Raw genomic sequence first — 18,611 nt, 5'->3', positions numbered from 1 at the left:
GCATTTAGGGCGCAGTTCAGAGGTGTGAAAAATGTAGAATTCTTCCTATTTAGACTAACAACAATTTTTGCATAAACACAACAATTGTTCCTGATCCCAAATTGTTGTACATATGTTGTACAGTGGAGATAAAAAAAGGCTCCCAATCTCTCGGAAGCCCTTTGTTTGCTAGTAGCGGGGACTGGACTCGAACCAGCGACCTTCGGGTTATGAGCCCGACGAGCTACCTACTGCTCTACCCCGCGATATGGGTTTCTTCTTACTTGTCTTTCGACTACAACTCATGACGCTGTCAAGAAGAGCGCTACTATTCGTAACGGGCGACAAATATACAACGGTTTTATGGTATTATCCAAACTTGTTGAAGAATCTTTTTGCAGCCTCACTAAATTAAAATCTGTAAAATGCATACCTTCGAGACTTGCTAAGCGTTTATGGAGTTAATTAATGATTTTATTTCCGGTGCATTACCGTTCACCGAGTGGCCGATGTTTCTTTTGCTTATAGGTGGGGGGCTTTTTCTAGTAGTTTATTCTAAATTTTTACCCTATCGTTATTTCGGTCATGCCATTGCCATAACAGCTGGCAAATATGACGATAAATCGGCTCAGGGCGATGTAAGCTCTTTTCAGGCTTTGTCGGCGGCAGTTGCCGCAACGGTGGGGCTAGGTAATATTTCTGGGGTTGCTATTGCCATTCATGATGGGGGGCCTGGAGTTGTTTTTTGGATTTGGGTAACCGCTCTTATCGGTATGTGTATCAAATTTTATTCCTGTAGTCTCGCGGTGATGTTCCGTACGACTGACTCCGATGGAAAATTACAAGGTGGCCCCATGTACTATATCACTCAAGGTTTAGGGCAAAAGGCCAGACCTCTGGCAATATTTTTTGCTGTTTGCGGACTCTTCGGCTTTTTAGGTGTTTTTACGGCCAACCAGTTTACCGAAACGTTTATGAGTGTGGTTGAGCCGTCAGATACCTTGTTCGCTATGAGTGACCAAAACTGGAAACTTAGCATTGGCTTTGCTTTGGCGATAATTACCTCGTTCGTAATATTTGGCGGACTGACCAAAATTGCTAAAGTAGCGTCGGCCATAGTGCCCTTTATGGTGTTGATTTATCTGATTGCGGTAGTGGCGGTCATGGCGCTGAATTCATCACAGATTTTCCCTGCCTTAAAGATGATAATTACCGAAGCCTGGAATTTTAAAACCGTGGTAACCGGTGGTTTTTGGGGCCTGGTGATCATTGGTATACGAAGGGCCATGTTTTCAAATGAGGCCGGTCTGGGTAGTGCACCGATGTATCATGGGCAGTCAAAGACCGACAGTCCGATAAAAGAGGGTCTGGTGGCCATGTTAGGCCCGTTCATTGATACTATTCTTGTCTGCACTTTTACGGCAATTGTAATTATTCTCAGCGGTGCTTATTTAGAAGATTCTAGTGGAATTGTAATGACCTTATCCGCATTTGAAACCACCTTGTTCGGGTACGGTGATGACCTACTCATGTTAATCGTTTCGGCCTTTGCCCTCTCTACGCTGTTCACTTATTCGTATTACGGAGTAAAATGCTTATCTTTTTTAACGAATGCCAAGATTGGTAAGTATTATAATTGGTATTTCGTTATTATGATCGTGTTTGCGGCAGTGGCTTCCTTAGAATTGGTGAAGAACTTAATTGACCTTTCTTACGCATTAATGGTAATACCTAACATGATTGCGGTACTTTTGTTGGCGCCTAAGGTAAACAAGGCGGCAACTGAATATTTTAAAAAATTAAAGGATGCAAAAGCATAAGTCGGGTTTTGTTAATATTATCGGTAACCCCAATGTGGGCAAATCGACATTGATGAACGCTTTCGTTGGGGAGAAGTTATCTATTATTACTTCAAAGGCACAGACCACAAGACACCGTATTCTAGGAATTGTTAATGGGGATGATTTTCAGGTAATCCTTTCCGATACCCCCGGTATCATCAAACCGGCCTATGAACTGCAGTCTTCGATGATGAACTTCGTAAAATCTGCTTTTGAAGATGCCGATGTACTTATCTACATGGTGGAAATTGGTGAGAAGGCTTTAAAAGATGAAGCCTTTTTCGAGAAAATAAAAAATAGCAAAATACCGGTGCTATTGCTGTTGAACAAAGTGGATACGGCAACGCAAGAATTATTGGAAGAACAGGTTCAGTATTGGCAAGAAATGCTTCCTACGGTTGAGCTTCATCCTATTTCGGCTTTATCGAACTTCAATATTAAAAATGTTTTTGAACGCATTATAGAATTGCTTCCTGAGGCACCTCCATATTATCCGAAAGACCAATTGACCGATAAACCGGAGCGGTTTTTTGTGAATGAGACCATTCGCGAGAAGATCCTCATCCACTATAAAAAAGAGATTCCCTATTCCGTAGAAATTGAAACCGAAGAATTTCACGAAGACGAAGAAATCATTCGTATGCGGGCGGTAATTATGGTCGAACGAGATTCTCAGAAGGGGATCATAATAGGCCATAAAGGTAGTGCATTAAAGAGGGTAGGTGTAGAGGCCCGTAAAGATTTAGAGCAATTTTTTGGTAAGCAGGTACATATCGAATTATATGTAAAAGTGAATAAGAATTGGCGTAGCGATGCGCGGCAACTTAGACGTTTCGGGTACAATCAAAACTGATTGATAACCTTAGCTTATTGATTAGGTTACGTTTTGATTAAGGTGTTTTGTCATTTTCGTATAGAGATAAATAACTATACCGAAAAATGAAAAAACCATTACTGATAGCACTCGTTCTGGGTGTTACACTTTCCTCATGTATTAAAGATTATATTGGCTTGCCAGGTCACGGGCATGATACCGATGTTTCAAACCTTACTTTCAATCAGATAGGCACTTTTGCCAATGGTTCCGGTGACGAGGGCTTTGCAGAAATCAGTGCTTTCGATGCCAAAACCAATAAATTATTCATAGTTAACCCAAATGAAAATGAAATATCGGTTTGGGATATTTCAAACCCATCGACGGCAATAAAACTTTCAGGTATTTCCCTGAACGGAACGCCGAATAGTGTTGCCGTAAATGACGGAATTTTAGCGGTTGCCGTTGAGAATACCAATAAACAAGAGAACGGTACAATCGAAACCTACGATACAGAAACACAACAACTTGTAAATAGCTATACCGCAGGGGCTTTACCCGATATGGTCACTTTTTCTCCAGACGGTAAATATATTATCGCCGCAAATGAAGGGGAGCCAAATGATGATTATTCAGTAGACCCTGAGGGCTCTATCACTGTAATCGATTTAAAGAAAAATAAAATAGGTACTCTTTACTTTGCCAATTTTGATGCGGAGACAATTGGTAACGAGTTTAGGGTCTTTGGTCCAGGTGCTAGTCTGACCCAAGATATAGAACCTGAGTATGTTGCCGTTTCCACTGACAGTAAGTACGCCTATGTCACCTTACAAGAAAATAATGGTATCGCCGTAGTTGACTTACAAGGTATGACCATTCGTGCGGTTTATGGTCTTGGCGCAAAAGACCACATGATGCCATACAATACTATGGATGCCAGCAATAGAGATGATAGTATCGGGAATTTTCAAAATTGGCCTGTACATGGTTTGTATATGCCAGATGCCATTGCTTTTGCTGAAGTGAAGAGTTCCAATTATTTGATTACGGCCAACGAAGGCGATTCTAGAGATTATGACGGGTATTCAGAGGAAGCCCGTGTCGAAGATCTGGAGTTGGATGCTACGGCTTTCCCAAATGCGGAAGAATTACAGAAAGAAGAAAACTTGGGGCGATTGAAAACTACTTTGGCCAGTGGTGATATTGATGGGGATGGAGATTACGATAAAATTTATTCCTACGGTGCCAGGTCGTTTTCCATTTGGGATACTTATGGCGCTTTGGTTTACGATAGTGGAGATGAAATCGGTAGAAGGACTTTCGAAATGGCTCCTGATTATTTTAATGCGGATGAGGGCGAGGCCGATGGAAGAAGTGATGATAAAGGTGCCGAGCCAGAGGCGGTAACGACACTAAAGATGGGTAAGTCAACCCTATTGTTCGTAGGTTTGGAACGTACCGGAGGGGTGTTGGTTTATGATATTACAAACCCTACGGCTCCAGAATTCTTAAACTGGATTTTTGATGTACAAGACATGGCACCGGAAGGTTTATTGGTAGTTCCCGCAAAAGATAGTCCGACCAAAGAAAACTTATTAATTGTGACCAACGAGGTTTCTAATACCATATCTATTTACGAAATCAAATCTTAGATTTCAGCTAATTGTTTAAAAACCCTTGAGAGTCAATGGCTTTCAAGGGTTTTTTATTTGAATACAACAGTTGGGCAAGGGTTAAAAGAAAAAGTGCTAAATGAACCGGCAAATACTTGATATGTAGTATTTTTGCGCCAAATTAAATGAGGTATGAGTGCTATTGTGGCCATTGTGGGAAGACCAAATGTGGGTAAGTCCACTTTTTTTAACCGTTTGATTCAACGTAGGGAAGCCATCGTTGATGCCGTGAGTGGGGTGACCCGTGACCGTCATTACGGTAAGAGCGATTGGAACGGTAAGGAGTTCTCGTTGATAGATACGGGCGGTTACGTAGTCGGTAGCGATGATATTTTTGAGCAAGAAATCGATAAGCAGGTAGAGCTGGCCATCGACGAAGCCGATGCCATAATTTTTATGGTAGATGTGGAAGCGGGCATCACCGGAATGGATGAAGATGTCGCGAATTTGCTCCGTAGAGTAGATAAACCTGTTTTTCTGGCTATTAACAAAGTCGATAACGCCAAAAGAGCGGAAGACGCTGTAGAATTCTATGCCCTTGGATTAGGTGAATATTTTACCCTCTCGAGTATAAACGGTAGTGGCACAGGAGATTTATTGGATGCCTTGGTGGAAGTACTGCCTGAAAAGGACAAAGAAGAAAGTGAATTGCCCCGTTTTGCAGTGGTAGGTAGACCGAATGCCGGTAAGTCTTCGTTTATAAATGCCCTAATTGGTGAAGACCGATATATAGTGACCGATATTGCAGGTACTACCCGTGATAGTATCGATACCAAATACAATCGTTTCGGTTTTGAATTCAACTTGGTCGACACCGCAGGTATTCGAAGAAAGGCCAAGGTCAAAGAAGATTTGGAGTTCTATTCGGTAATGCGATCGGTTCGGGCGATCGAGCACAGTGATGTGTGTTTGTTGCTGTTCGATGCAACTCGTGGTTTTGATGGTCAAGTAGAGAATATTTTTTGGCTGGCACAGCGTAACAATAAGGGAATTGTGATTTTGGTGAACAAGTGGGATCTGGTCGAGGACAAAGAAACCAATACCATGAAACAGTACACCCAACGCATCAAGAAGGCCATAGAACCTTTTGTAGATGTACCTATTATATTTATTTCCGCGCTTACCAAGCAACGGATTTTTAAGGCCATTGAAACGGCTGTTGAGGTATTTGAAAACAGGTCTAAAAAGGTTAAGACACGCAAGCTGAACGATGTAATGCTCCCTATAATTGAGCGTACACCGCCACCGGCGTACAAAGATAAATATGTAAAAATCAAGTTTATTACTCAATTGCCGACCCCATACCCGCAATTTGCCTTCTTCTGCAACTTGCCACAGTATGTGCGTGACCCTTATAAACGATTTCTAGAGAATAAACTACGCGAGAATTTTGATTTTACCGGTGTGCCGGTAACAATTTTTATGCGAAAGAAGTAAGACCCTAAGGGGTTATACTACTTGCTTTAATCAATAAGTAGACTTTTAACACTTATAGAAGCATAAACTTTTGTTAATTACAACTAATTTTTTAGTTGTAATGGTATTTTTGGTTGAGATACATTCATCAATCATTAAATAATGCCTTTATGCACAGAGCTTTACTCGCCTTTGTATGGTGCATTTTAGTTTTCCCCTCCCTGTATGCACAAGAGTTTAGAATTACCGGATCTGTAGTCGACGCTACTACCGACGAACCACTAGAAGCGACCACCATTTATGCCGAATCACCGAAAGACAGTACTTTGGTCAGTTATACGATTTCCGATGAAAACGGTTTTTTTGAGATGGAAGACCGCTCTACGTTAAAAGAGTTGAATCTTTTTTTTTCCTTTAATGGTTACAGAACGTTAACTATGAAAGTTGAAGGGCAGGCCGTACTTCAGTTGGGGGTCTTAAAATTGGAACCTCAAACAGAAGAACTCGAAGGTGTAAATGTAGTGGCAGATAGAGTACCCATTATCATCAAGAAAGATACCTTGGAGTTCAATGCCGATTCTTTTAAGGTAAGACCCGATGCTACTGTAGAAGAATTGTTGAAGAAATTACCAGGGGTAGAGGTTGATAGCGATGGTAAAATTACCGTGAACGGAAAAGAGGTCAACCAGGTATTGGTCAACGGTCAGGTTTTTTTCAGTAATGACCCCAAAGTGGCCACCAAGAGTCTGCCCAAAGAAATTATCAGTAAAATACAGATTACCGATACGAAAACTAAGGCACAAGAATTTACAGGTGAGAGTGGTAGCGGTGAATCAAAGACCATCAATCTAACGATAAAAGAAGATATGAACAAGGGTGTACTATCTCGAATTACTGCGGGCTATGGTACTGATGGGCGTTATCAGGCAAACACCCTCTTCAATTATTTTAATGGTAATGAAAGAATTAGTATTGTCGGAGCATCGAACAATATTAATTCGGCAGGGTTTTCATTTGATGAGATATATGATATGCTGGGTCGCTCACGTGGTGGCATTAACATTAATAGAGAGGGCGGATTCTCGATTTCAGGGCTCAATTTTGGTTTTGGACAAGGTATAATCACATCAAATACTCTTGGTGGTAGCTATGCCAATTCAAAAAAAGGAGAGTACGAACTATTGGGTAATTACTTCTTTGCCTCTTCTGATAGCTATAATGATGAAAAAATATCAAGAGAGAATATTTTGCCAAGCGGAGTATTTTTTACCGATAGCGAATCAAGTTTCGAGGGAAATACGGTATCTAACCGAGGGGCAGCAAGCTTTATTTTTGATATCGGCAAGTCTTTAAGGGTGACTGTTGAACCTGCGATGAGTGTGAACCGAACCCATTCAGTCGATGCCTCTACTACACAATCTTCTACCAATGAAGATGGATTGTTGAACCTAAATGAGCGTTTAAGAAATGAAGATGGGGTAGGTAGAAATTTCACCAACCGTTTTGATATGACCCAGAAATTCGATACCCTAGGCACCTTTGTTAGGCTGTTTTTCAATAATACGAATAGTACTAATGATAAGACTACCGGTCTTCTCAATACTAATGATATTTTTGGAGACAATGCTCGTACAGAAATCTTGAACAGAAATACACTAAGTGAAGATGAAAACGACACTTACGAACTTGGTGTAACCTATAGACAAGTTTTAGGAAAAAAACTTTTCGTAGATCTCACCTACAAACAGCGTGAAGAAAAAAAGGCCAATGTTCGCTCGGTATTCGATTTTGATATGAATATGAACAGCTACTCTAATTTTAATGAGGCATTGAGTTCTGATTTTGTGTTTAAAACTTCTCAAAAGATACCTGCTTTGGGCATTAAGCGCGATCGCGAAAAACTGAATATGGGTGTTGATTTAGAGTATGTGTTTTCAGACTTGAATATTGCCGAATTTCTTCGAGATAATACCTTTGAAAAATCTTATAAGAACATTTTGTTCAACGGCTATGTTAACTACACCATTAAGGAGGGCAAGCGTGTAAGCGTCTATTTCGATTCCGATTTTAATTTGCCCCAAATTAACCAATTGCAGCCGGTACCTGACGTGAGCGATCCTCTAAATATAGTTACGGGAAACCCGAATTTGGACCCTTCAGTATCAAAAAATATTTATTTAAACTACAACAACTTCAATTGGAAAGATCGTACTGGCATGTTTCTATACATGGGGCTCAATTTTCAAGATAATCTTATTTCGCCGGTAACAGAAACTGACGATAACCTTCTAAGACAAACTACTTATATGAATGTCGATGGAAATTATAATCATTATGGGGGAATGGGGTATTCAAGAGAATTTAAAAAGGACAGTACCCTAAGTGTTAAGCTGAATGTGAGACCCTATTTCAATTTACAGAAAAATATTGGTTTTGTTAACGGCCAACGTTTAGAAGCTCGAAGAAATACTTTTACACCTAGAATTTCCACTAGTTTAAACATCAATAAAATTCTAGAGGTTGAACCTGGTTATAGTTTGACTTTCAACTCCACAAAATATAACATCCAAAGTTATGAAGATATTAACTTCACGAGCCATAACGCTGAGTTGAAGATGACTTTATATTGGCCGGAAAATGTGATTTGGGGTAACGATATAAGATATAATTACAATGGCAATGTTAGCGATGGTTTTGATAAAGATGCGCTATTTTGGAACATGAGTCTTGGCGTACAATTATTCAAGAAACAGACCACTTTAAAAGTTTTGGCTTATGATCTTCTCAATCAAAATATCAATACTCGCCGAACAACGGGCCAAGATTTTATACAAGATTTTCAAGGTACCGTTCTACAACGTTATTTTATGCTCAGTCTCACATACAAGTTTGATCAGTTCGGCGGCAAAAAATCTAAAGAGGGTAATAGATTCATGTTCTGACCTTCGGAGGGCTGTAGATCATTGATTTTTGTAATACCTATAATCTTGAAGGGTAAACATAGATATCAATCAATGTATATTATAGGTAGGTAAATCGAGTGTTCAAGATTATGTGCTGCACCCTCAATTTCTACATCATTTAAATAGATGCCTTGGCAACATCCTGTGGTATATTCAATGGTGTTAAGCGTGAGAGTGAATTTTAAGGTATCTTTTACTGTAATATTTAAGGTATTGTCTCCCGGTTGAAAGTCATCATGAATAACAAGAAAATGGCTTGTAAATGGTAAATCCGATTCGTGTAATTCAATTTGCTTGAGTTCTATGTCCACAGCATTGTTCTTGGTATCAGTGATTAAGATATCGTCAAGGGTCAACGATCCCGACACAAAACTATTTTTATCGGTTCCGTTATCTAAAAAGTAAACCATGGCTCCTGAGTGGGTCAAAGGCGTCGCACAATCAACTAAGCCACAATTGTTGCCGCCGCTATCATCAGGTTTACAGGAGAAAAATAAAACCAGAATGTATATCTGCCATATGATATATAAAACTTTACCGCTCATGCCAATTAGATGTTGCCTTTAAATTAAGGTTGCGTTATTTTCTCATCTAGTTATAGAAGCATAAACTTTTGTTAATCGTAACTAATTTTTTAGTTGTAATGGTATTTTTGGTCAATATCTAATTCATCAATCCACGAAAACCAAAAAATTCATGCACAAAGTTTTACCAGCTTTAGTTCTGTGCATTTGCTTTCACTATAACGTTTGCGGACAAGAATTCAAAATTACGGGCTCTGTAGTTGATGCTTCGTCAACGCAGCCCCTTGAAGCCACGACCGTTTACGCAGAATCACCAAAAGATAGCTCTTTGGTGGCCTATACCATCTCAGATGAAAACGGTTATTTTGAACTTGAAGACCGTTCTTTGTTAAAAGAGTTCAATCTTTATTTTTCTTTTAACGGTTACAAGACCTTGACCATGAAGGTGGAGGTGAAACCAGAGATAAAACTCGGAGCAGTGCAAATGGAACCCCAGACCCAAGAGCTTCAAGGGGTCGATGTGATTGGGGACAGGGTGCCAATTACAGTGAAGAAAGATACTTTGGAGTTTAATGCAGATTCGTTTAAGACCCGCCCCGATGCCAATGTTGAAGATGTGCTCAAAAGGCTTCCCGGAGTTGATGTTGATAGCGATGGTAAAATTACCGTGAACGGAAAAGAGGTCAACCAGGTGTTGGTCAATGGGCAAGTATTTTTTAGCAACGACCCGAAGGTAGCTACAAAAAGCCTTCCTAAAGAAGTAATCGATAAAATACAGATTACCGATACAAAAACTAAAACTCAAGAGTTTACCGGAGAGGAAGGTGATGGAGAGAACAAGACCATCAACTTGACCATCAAAAAAGATAAGAACAAAGGTGTTTTGGGTAGAATTTCAGCCGGCTATGGTACCGATGAACGCTATCAACTAAACGGCCTACTCAATCATTTTAACGATACCGAAAGAGTCAGTTTTATCGCCAGTTCAAACAACATCAACAATTCAGGCTTTTCATTTGATGAAATATATGATATGGTCGGGAGAACTCGAGGTGGGTATGATGGGGCACGAGAATCTGGACTTTTAAATAATTTCGGAAACGGTATAACCACCTCTTCCAATTTGGGAGGAAGTTATGCAAATGCCGAAAAGGGCAAATACGAGGTCGATGGTAATTATTTTTTCGGGTATAGCGATTCGTTCAATGATCAAAAAACCAATCGAGAGAATATTTTGCCCGATGGTAGGTTTTTTACCGATAGTGATAGCAAATTTAGGGGGTCTTCAAATTCCAATAGGGGTTCGGCCAGTTTAGAGTTCGATATCGATAAAACGCTACGGGTAACTTTAGAGCCTTCGATGAGTGTTAGCCGTACCGATTCTTACAACCAAAACACCTCGGTGTCGTATGACGAAGATGGTAATCTTATTAACAGGAATAATAGAACGACAAGGGATGATGGCTTTCAAAGAAACTTTTCGAATCGGTTCAGTATCATTAAAAAATTGGACACCCTAGGTAGGTTTGTAAGTTTAAGATTTTCTAACAATAACAATGAAAACCGAAATGCATCTAACTTAAGTTCGTTGCGCGAAGTGTTTGGTAATGAAAGCGAGGAGCAGACACTTGATCAGTTTTCAGAAGTCGATAACAAAAGAAATAATTATGAGATTCAAGGGGAATACCGGCACCCCATCGCTGAAAAGATGTTTTTAGATTTCGAATATGAATACAGTCATGATGATAGAGACAACCAAAAAGAAGTTTTTGATTTTAATGAAGAAGAGGGGTCTTATAACCTCTTTAATGAAGAATTGAGTTCGAACTTTAATTTTAAGAATATTCAGCAGACCCCATCTTTAGGTATTCGTAGAAATGGGGAAAAGTTGAACTTTAGAATTGCGGCAGAATACAAGTTTACCGAGTTGAGCAACCAAGATTTTTTGCAAAACACTAGCTTTTCCAAATCATATGAAAACCTGTTGTTCAATGCCAGAATGCGCTATTCGTTCGGTAAGAATAAACGCTTTAATGCCCGTTACCGTAGTAATTTGAATTTTCCATCGGTAAATCAGTTACAGCCGGTACCCAATGTCAGTAATCCGTTGAACATTGTTATTGGTAACCCTGAACTTTCCCCTGCGGTCAGCCACAACATTAATTTTCATTACAATGATTTTAATTGGAAGGATCGCACCGGTCTTTATGCTTATTTAAATGTAGATTTTCAAGAAAATAAGGTGTCTGGAATTTCAACCACTGATGAAAATTTCTTGCGTACCACCCGTTTTACCAATATTGATGGTAATTATAATGGCTGGGCCGGTTTTGGCTATTCAAAGGAAGTAAAGAAAGACAGCACCATCACGGCAAAGTTTAACCTTCGACCCGGTGTTAGTTTTGGTAGACAAGTGAGTTTTAGTAATGGAGTGCGTCTTGAAGCGGAAAGCTTTGACATTTCGCCATACCTCTCGACTACGATAAACTACCGCGAATTGGTAGAGTTCGAACCTGGTTATGGCATCACTTTTAACAATACACAGTACAACCTCGATAATTTTGAAGATGTAAAGTTCACGGCTCAAAACGCTAGCCTTCGAACTACTATTTATTGGCCCAAAAATGTGATTTGGGGCAATGACATTCGTTATACCTATAACGGGAATGTCGGCCAAGGCTTTCGAAAAGATGCCGTGTTTTGGAATATGAGCCTGGGCTTGGAAATTTTGAACAAAAAAGCTACGGTCAAGGTGTTGGCCTATGATTTACTGGACCAGAACATCAATACAAGAAGAACAACGGGTGAAGACTTTATACAAGACTTTCAAGGTACGGTGTTGAAACGTTATTTCATGGGAAGTTTCACTTATAAGTTCGACCAGTTCGGGGGTGCTAAACCCCAAGGCGGAGGTAGGTTTAGAAGGCGTTAATGATTTTCATTTCACATACGATTTAAGGGTGCTGTAGGTTTTGTTGGTCGCTCTTAAAATTTGATGGGGTACATCATGTATGTTCACTAAACGGGAAGATATATTTTAAAAGTAGCATGAACGTTCGGTTGACTGGTAGCTAGAATTATTCCGTTATGATTGTTTACAATTCTCTTGACGATTGCCAACCCGATTCCAGTAGATTTATCATCCGGCTTGTTAGATAATCGCTGAAACATTTCAAAGATTTTTTCGCTATGCTTTTGCTCAAAACCGTTACCGTTATCTCTGACTGAAATCTCGCAATAATTCAAATTCTCGTCGAGACTTTCGACCCCGAAATTAGAGCCTTTGTCAATTCGGCTTTCCACCTCAATTGTCAGTGTACGTTCGTTATTTCTAAATTTGATATTATTGGAAAACAAATTGTAAAATAATTGTTCTATTTGAACGGGCATAATATGAAGTTTGCCCAAATTGCTCAAATTTAGTACAGCGTTGCTTTGATCAAACTCATCTGAAAGCCGATACTTGACCCTTTCGATAAGTTTGCCCATATCTTGTTCTCTAAAACCCTTATGATTATACCCGGTCTGTGAATATTTCAGAAGGTCATCAAGAATTTTTCGCATACGTGTCGCCGCGTTCTTGATCGATTTGAAGTATTTCTTACTTTTTTTAGAAAGTTTATCGATTTCCTTTACTTCTATGGTATTCGTCAAGAGCTGAATCTTGCGCAAAGGTTCTTGCAGGTCATGGCTTGATATAAAATCATAGGTAGCAAGCTCGTTTTCTTTTTTCTCAATAATGCTAGCTTGTTTTCTCATGGTGTTGATAGTATCGAGGTGATACGAAATCAACTCAGAAAACATGGTGAACATATCTACGATTTTAGCATTTTTAAGCTTGTTCGGTTTAAGGTCTAGGGCACATAAGGTGCCAAAAAACTCTCCGTTACTTCTTATAATCGGTACTGATATATAACTTTGAAAACCATACTGTTGAGGTATGGGGTGATTCGAATAAGTCTCATCATTATCAACATGGTCAATAACCACCAATTTGTCGGTATCCCGTACCTGTTTGCAAAAAGTGGTGCTTATTTCGAGTTCGTCGCCCACCGACAGCCCAAAGGGAATATTATCTAACACGCCACATGTGACCCAGGCATCTTCTGTAACCCTGGCCACGGCAGCAAACCCCATTCCCGTGGCCCTACAAACAACATCTAGTATCGTGGGTACAATCGCTATAGATTGAATATCTGTAATGTCTTTTTGTAAAACGGTATTAACTTCCATTAATCAATTCTTCACGATTTAATGTTCTTATTTTTTATGTGAAATAAGCTAGCTGTGTGCGAGAAATTTAAAATAAGTTCGTATCAATTATACGATATATATTTCATTTAATTATCCGATGATGCTCTAATTTATTAATGGTTTTTCGGCCCTTGAGTACAGCTGTGGTCTTTGATTTTCAATAACTATCTTTAACAAATGTAGCGTATAACAATCAGTAAGTAAAATCATGAATACAACACACGAATTTTTTATGAAACGGGCCATTGAAATGGCTTCAAAGGGAATGAATTCTAACGCAGGCGGACCATTTGGTGCAGTACTGGTAAAAGACGGTGAAATTATAGCTGAAGGTCACAATCAAGTTACCTCGACCAATGATCCTACTGCCCATGCAGAGATGGTCGTAATTCGTGAGGCATGTAAGAAACTAAACTCCTTCCAACTAACTGATTGTATACTTTATACTTCTTGTGAACCCTGCCCCATGTGTTTGGGCGCTATCTATTGGGCGAGGCCGACAGCGGTTTATTTTGCCTGTACGAAAGAAGACGCCAAAGCTATTGATTTTGATGACCGATTTATTTATGATGAATTGGACAAAAATATGGGCGACCGACAAATGACCTTTATTCAATTACTACGGAATGAAGCCTTGCCAGTTTTTAATGGCTGGGCAGAAAAAAATGACCGAACGGAATATTAACCTCAAAGAATTTTGTAAATTCAAGTCTTCCCCTGAATATGTAACGATGTTTTAAACCCAATTACGGGTCGCTTTCTTTTGATAATGGTATAACTGATTTTTTAAAAATGGGTGCTATGGACAAGGCTCTTCAAACAATGATAGATAACATGCCCGAAAAGACGGGAAAATCTTTGAGTGAATGGAAAAATGTGTTGCGAAAGAAGACTTTTGCCAAACATTCAGAAGCCGTCAACTTTCTGAAAAAGGATTACAATGTTACCCATGGATTTGCGAATACAATTGTGACATTGTCAAAAGAAGAAAACAATACATCAGGCGATTTAGTTGATATGCAATACAAAGGCAAAGAACAATTGAAGCCTATATATGAAAAACTAATTAAGTTCGTCAAAAAGCTCGGGTCTGATATTGTCATCACACCAAAAAAAGGCAGTGTAAGCGTTATTCGCAAAAGACAGTTTATTTTAATTAAACCAGCTACCAAATCAAGAATTGACTTGGGCTTTAAACTGAAAGATAAGCCGGAAACCGAAAGACTAGAAAACTCTGGCCCTTTTGGAACCATGTGCACACACAGGGTTAGATTATCTGAGGTGGCTGAAATCGACGATGAATTGAAAAGCTGGATTACCGAGGCCTACGAACAATCGATTTAAAAAGATGAAGGCTAAAAATGAACAACCTCAAGAGGGTTCAAAATTTAGTGCAGAAAACGCGTAGCGCAATAAGAATATAAGTGTTGATATAGAGCATCTGAATTGATTCTCACATGTAGAAAGAAGAAATGTTGAGTTAAAGCACTGATTAAAACATAGTTTACAAATGAATTTTGTAAATTCAAGCTCTCCCCCCATCAAATTCAATACGCTTTAAAGACGGATATGATACGAAATCATGTTCGCTCAATTTGATCACAACTTAATCAAAATACTATGAAAGCACTCCATTTAACGCTTCTAGCTTTACTTCTAGTCGGTTGTCAAGAAGAGCCCAAACCGATGGCAAAATATACAATCGAACAATTCTATGAGAATAAAAGTATTGGGGGCGGTTCTTTTTCACCAGATGAATCAAAACTGCTTGTAAGTAGTAATGAATCGGGCATTTATAATGTGTATGAGATTGACATCGCTTCGGGGGAAAGAAAGCAGTTGACCGAGTCATCAGACGAATCATACTTCGCCCAAAGTTATTTTCCGAACGACGAACGCTTCATTTATACGTATGATGAAGGTGGAAACGAAAATTATAAGGTTTTTATGATGTCTGAAGAGGGCGAACCTAAAAATCTTACTCCCGTAGATAGCGTGCGTAACGGATTCTGGGGGTGGAGTCGAGATGAAAGCAAGATGTTTCTTGTGAGCAATGAACGTAACCGTAGTTATATGGATGTCTATACGATGCCAATCGACTCGTTGGATGCTGAAACGCCTACCAAAAAAATGATTTATCAGAACGATGACGGACTTGATGTAGGATCTATTTCCCCCAATGAAAGATATTTTGCATTGACCCAAGCGATTACCAGTGCAGATGGTAAGATGTATTTGTACGATTCGGAAACCGAGGAAAAAACCGATATTTCTGAACATGAAGGAGATGCCACCTATAATCCGCAGTTTTTTAGCCTAGACAATAAAAGTCTTTTTTATACCACTGATGAAGGGTCTGATTTCGTCTATTTGGCAAAAAGAAATCTAGATACGGGTGAAGTAGAAAAGGTGTTTGAGACCAACTGGGATGTGTGGTACGCCTATGATTCTTATAATCAAAAGTATCGGGTGATCGGAATTAATGAAGATGCTAAAACTATTGTGAAAGTTATAGATCAAGAAACGGGAGAAGAAGTAAAACTGCCCGATATGGAAGGGGGCAGTATAACCTCTGTAAGTATTTCAAAAAATGAAAAAAATGCACGATTAATGGTGAGTACCTCGGCTACACCCAGTAATATGTACGTCTATAATTTTGAGACTGGTGAACTCAAAAAATTAACGGATACGCTCAACCCCGAAATAAAAGAAGATGATTTGGTAGAAGGTCAAGTAGTTCGCTATAAATCGTTCGACGGGCTTGAAATACCCGCTATATATTACCAACCCAAACAAGCCAGTATAGAAAATAAAGTTCCCGGTTTGGTTTGGGTACATGGCGGACCAGGTGGGCAGTCTCGGCTGAACAATTTCGAGTTGATTCAGTATCTGGTCAATCATGGATATGCTATTTTGGCGGTGAACAATCGGGGAAGTAGCGGTTACGGAAAAGAATTCAATCACCTTGACGATAGAAATCATGGGGATAAAGACTTGAAAGATTGCGTAGCTGGTAAAGACTTTCTGGCTTCAACTGAGGTAATCGATATGGAAAAAGTGGGCATCATTGGAGGTTCTTACGGAGGCTATATGGTTATGGCCGCGCTTACTTTTGAGCCTGAGGCGTTTGATGTAGGGGTGAATATTTTTGGGGTTACCAACTGGCTACGTACGTTAAAATCGATTCCGCCGTATTGGGAAAGTTTTAAAAAGGCATTGTACGATGAAATGGGAGACCCATATACCCAAGATTCAGTTCGACTTCACGGTATCTCACCGCTCTTTCACACCGAGAATGTGACCAAACCATTGATGGTGCTACAAGGGGCTAACGATGTACGGGTGTTACAGGTAGAGTCCGATGAAATTGTAGAAGGTGTAAAAGCTAATGGCGTGCCAGTAGAATATGTGATTTTTGATGATGAAGGTCATGGTTTTCGAAAGAAAGAAAACCAAATTTCTGGGTATGGTCAAATTAAAGATTTTCTTGACGTACATCTTAAAGGCCTTACGGAGTAGAAAAAAGTGAGGCGGGCTTTCAAAATTGAATTTGATAGATGCTTGTGGTTGTTCATACCTAAGTAATAAAGTAAAAATGAGCTTTATTTCTATCGATAGTTATATTATGTAAAGTTTCTAACAGTAAAAATAGGTCTTTACTTTTTCGCAATGGGGTAGGTATAATTTTATAAATTAAAGAACTATGAACTCATACTTAAGTATCATCTTACTGACTATGGTATTTTGGAAGGTAAATATTGAATCTCCAAAAATGGAAAAAATCGGAGCATTTCAACCCATAAATATAAGTGGGGAAACCGATTTTGAGGGTATATGGGTAAATGAGGGAAGTGATCCCATGGTCACCAAGTGTGAAATCTCCTTTAAAACTGACCATTTTATTGTTCAAATGTGGGGTTCTTGTGATCCACAAGATTGCGATTGGGGCGAAAATGTCACTAATGACATGAATAGGGGAGCTACGAAATTTGACCTCCTTTGGGATTCAGGTTTTGCGGAAAGAAATGTAACTTATGAAATCATTGATGGAAAGCTAAAATTGATGATTAAAGTTCATTATAAAGATAATTCTGGAAGAACAGATTTTGCCATTTATGAATACTTTGAAAAGCAGTGACCAATTTAAAACGACTTTCTGATATTTAAATTTGCAGGTGAATTCGGTTCTTATCTCTTGTTTAACAACATTTTACCACACTTTAAGACCTTTAATCCCCAATTGTTTTATAATTTTCTTGATAAAGAAAAAATAGAGAATGACAAGATTAAAGGTCTATTTGAGCATTTGTTGTTTTCTGTTTATTTTCTTGAGGCCAGATGACAGCGTTGCCCAAGAAGAAAATATTAGTTTAATCGGTAAAGTTCAAAGTCTGGCCGAAGATGTCTCAAACGTTCTGGTCGTCAACCTTAACTCTCAAAAATCTACGATTACCGATTCTTTGGGTTTTTTTAAGATTGAAGTTAAATTGAATGATTTAATTCAATTTAGTTCAGTTCAATATCTGAAGAAAGAAATCAAAATTACCGAACCCGTTTTTCTCAAAAAAATAGTCACTGTTGATCTTATAGAAAATGTGATCAGCTTAAACGAAGTTACCGTTACACCATATAATCTGTCGGGTAAAGTAGAAAATGATCTAAATAGGCTTGATATTGGCCCAATAGTTACTTCTTCTACCTTAGGCCTGCCCAATGCCGATTTAAAGATTATGAGTCAAAGTGAACGTTTGCTTTTAGAGGCGGATAGGGATAAGTATTTTAGATTTTCGACGGTAGAAGAAAAAATAAAGGAAAAGAATATTTTAGGATATCTCACCGTAGGCTTTACCATAAATATGGGTAAAACTATAAACAGACTTTCAGGTAGAACCGAAACGTTTGAGGGGATGGTTTCGCGTGATAAAAAAATGGAACTTCAAAATGTTATACTTTCTAAGTTCTCTAAGTTAACGATTGCCGAAAATTTAAATATTCCTGAAATCAATATCGACGGCTTTCTTACTTATTGCTTAGCCCAAAGTGATTTCTTAAAACTATCGAATGAAGAAGATATAGAGGCGATTTGGGCTTACCTGAAAGCAAAAAGTATTGAATTTAATGAAACTGATTAATTTCAAGATTTGAGA

General features: G+C 38.9%; 13 protein-coding genes and 1 tRNA gene. 11 read left to right on the top strand and 3 right to left on the bottom strand.

The genetic code is table 11. From position 1 onward, the window contains the following. Positions 1-172: 172 nt before the first annotated feature. Positions 173-245: transfer RNA gene (locus IV512_RS19370), tRNA-Met, on the bottom strand. 189 nt (positions 246-434) lie between these two features. Here IV512_RS19370 and IV512_RS19365 point away from each other — a divergent pair. The 5 genes from IV512_RS19365 to IV512_RS19345 all read left to right on the top strand — a co-directional run bounded on the left by IV512_RS19365 (position 435) and on the right by IV512_RS19345 (position 8,665). Then, the gene (locus IV512_RS19365; RefSeq protein ID WP_209406356.1) at positions 435-1,799 is read left to right on the top strand and encodes a sodium:alanine symporter family protein; all 1,365 of its coding nucleotides are present in this window, start codon (positions 435-437) and stop codon (positions 1,797-1,799) included. Continuing rightward, the gene (gene era / locus IV512_RS19360; protein ID WP_100869577.1) at positions 1,786-2,673 is read left to right on the top strand and encodes a GTPase Era; all 888 of its coding nucleotides are present in this window, start codon (positions 1,786-1,788) and stop codon (positions 2,671-2,673) included. Before IV512_RS19365 ends, era begins: the two co-directional genes overlap by 14 nt. 86 nt (positions 2,674-2,759) lie before the next feature. After that, on the top strand, positions 2,760-4,286 hold the full coding sequence (locus IV512_RS19355) for a choice-of-anchor I family protein (RefSeq protein ID WP_209406354.1): 1,527 nt from the start codon (positions 2,760-2,762) through the stop codon (positions 4,284-4,286). Between the two features lie 153 nt (positions 4,287-4,439). Then, complete coding sequence (gene der / locus IV512_RS19350) at positions 4,440-5,744, top strand: ribosome biogenesis GTPase Der (protein WP_209406352.1); 1,305 nt, start codon at positions 4,440-4,442, stop codon at positions 5,742-5,744. Positions 5,745-5,893: 149 nt separating this feature from the next. Beyond that, positions 5,894-8,665: an outer membrane beta-barrel protein gene (locus IV512_RS19345; RefSeq protein ID WP_209406350.1), complete on the top strand. Its 2,772-nt coding sequence runs from the start codon at positions 5,894-5,896 to the stop codon at positions 8,663-8,665. 65 nt (positions 8,666-8,730) lie between these two features. On the opposite strand, the gene IV512_RS19340 is transcribed toward IV512_RS19345, so the two are convergent. Beyond that, a complete protein-coding gene (locus tag IV512_RS19340; protein ID WP_209406349.1) occupies positions 8,731-9,231 on the bottom strand; it encodes a hypothetical protein in 501 nt (166 codons plus the stop codon). Positions 9,232-9,382: 151 nt separating this feature from the next. Between IV512_RS19340 and IV512_RS19335 the strand changes: the two genes are divergently transcribed. Beyond that, entirely contained in the window at positions 9,383-12,142 is a 2,760-nt protein-coding gene (locus tag IV512_RS19335) for an outer membrane beta-barrel protein (protein WP_209406347.1), read from the top strand. An 86-nt stretch (positions 12,143-12,228) separates the two neighbouring features. On the opposite strand, the gene IV512_RS19330 is transcribed toward IV512_RS19335, so the two are convergent. Then, on the bottom strand, positions 12,229-13,443 hold the full coding sequence (locus IV512_RS19330) for an ATP-binding protein (protein WP_209406345.1): 1,215 nt from the start codon (positions 13,441-13,443) through the stop codon (positions 12,229-12,231). Positions 13,444-13,672: 229 nt separating this feature from the next. Between IV512_RS19330 and IV512_RS19325 the strand changes: the two genes are divergently transcribed. The 5 genes from IV512_RS19325 (at position 13,673) to IV512_RS19305 (ending at position 18,596) form a co-directional block, all read left to right on the top strand. Continuing rightward, the gene (locus IV512_RS19325) at positions 13,673-14,149 is read left to right on the top strand and encodes a nucleoside deaminase (RefSeq protein ID WP_209406343.1); all 477 of its coding nucleotides are present in this window, start codon (positions 13,673-13,675) and stop codon (positions 14,147-14,149) included. Between the two features lie 116 nt (positions 14,150-14,265). Then, a complete protein-coding gene (locus tag IV512_RS19320; protein ID WP_209406341.1) occupies positions 14,266-14,808 on the top strand; it encodes a DUF4287 domain-containing protein in 543 nt (180 codons plus the stop codon). Positions 14,809-15,084: 276 nt separating this feature from the next. Next, on the top strand, positions 15,085-16,983 hold the full coding sequence (locus IV512_RS19315) for an alpha/beta fold hydrolase (protein WP_209406340.1): 1,899 nt from the start codon (positions 15,085-15,087) through the stop codon (positions 16,981-16,983). 184 nt (positions 16,984-17,167) lie between these two features. Then, positions 17,168-17,602 (top strand): hypothetical protein, encoded by a 435-nt coding sequence (locus tag IV512_RS19310; RefSeq protein ID WP_209406338.1) that lies wholly within the window; start codon positions 17,168-17,170, stop codon positions 17,600-17,602. A gap of 139 nt (positions 17,603-17,741) precedes the next feature. Beyond that, positions 17,742-18,596: a hypothetical protein gene (locus tag IV512_RS19305; protein WP_209406336.1), complete on the top strand. Its 855-nt coding sequence runs from the start codon at positions 17,742-17,744 to the stop codon at positions 18,594-18,596. Positions 18,597-18,611 lie beyond the last annotated feature (15 nt).

The sequence above is a fragment of the Pseudozobellia sp. WGM2 genome (assembly GCF_017810075.1).
GTDB lineage: Bacteria > Bacteroidota > Bacteroidia > Flavobacteriales > Flavobacteriaceae > JADNYK01.
This window is presented reverse-complemented; position numbering and strand designations above follow the sequence as displayed.

Excerpts from the sequence above, each read along its gene's own strand:
- IV512_RS19365 (WP_209406356.1), top strand. The coding sequence starts at position 435 with ATGGAGTTAATTAATGATTTTATTTCCGGTGCATTACCGTTCACCGAG.
- era (WP_100869577.1), top strand. The coding sequence starts at position 1,786 with ATGCAAAAGCATAAGTCGGGTTTTGTTAATATTATCGGTAACCCCAAT.
- IV512_RS19355 (WP_209406354.1), top strand. The coding sequence starts at position 2,760 with ATGAAAAAACCATTACTGATAGCACTCGTTCTGGGTGTTACACTTTCC.
- der (WP_209406352.1), top strand. The coding sequence starts at position 4,440 with ATGAGTGCTATTGTGGCCATTGTGGGAAGACCAAATGTGGGTAAGTCC.
- IV512_RS19345 (WP_209406350.1), top strand. The coding sequence starts at position 5,894 with ATGCACAGAGCTTTACTCGCCTTTGTATGGTGCATTTTAGTTTTCCCC.
- IV512_RS19340 (WP_209406349.1), bottom strand. The coding sequence starts at position 9,231 with ATGAGCGGTAAAGTTTTATATATCATATGGCAGATATACATTCTGGTT.
- IV512_RS19335 (WP_209406347.1), top strand. The coding sequence starts at position 9,383 with ATGCACAAAGTTTTACCAGCTTTAGTTCTGTGCATTTGCTTTCACTAT.
- IV512_RS19330 (WP_209406345.1), bottom strand. The coding sequence starts at position 13,443 with ATGGAAGTTAATACCGTTTTACAAAAAGACATTACAGATATTCAATCT.
- IV512_RS19325 (WP_209406343.1), top strand. The coding sequence starts at position 13,673 with ATGAATACAACACACGAATTTTTTATGAAACGGGCCATTGAAATGGCT.
- IV512_RS19320 (WP_209406341.1), top strand. The coding sequence starts at position 14,266 with ATGGACAAGGCTCTTCAAACAATGATAGATAACATGCCCGAAAAGACG.
- IV512_RS19315 (WP_209406340.1), top strand. The coding sequence starts at position 15,085 with ATGAAAGCACTCCATTTAACGCTTCTAGCTTTACTTCTAGTCGGTTGT.
- IV512_RS19310 (WP_209406338.1), top strand. The coding sequence starts at position 17,168 with ATGAACTCATACTTAAGTATCATCTTACTGACTATGGTATTTTGGAAG.
- IV512_RS19305 (WP_209406336.1), top strand. The coding sequence starts at position 17,742 with ATGACAAGATTAAAGGTCTATTTGAGCATTTGTTGTTTTCTGTTTATT.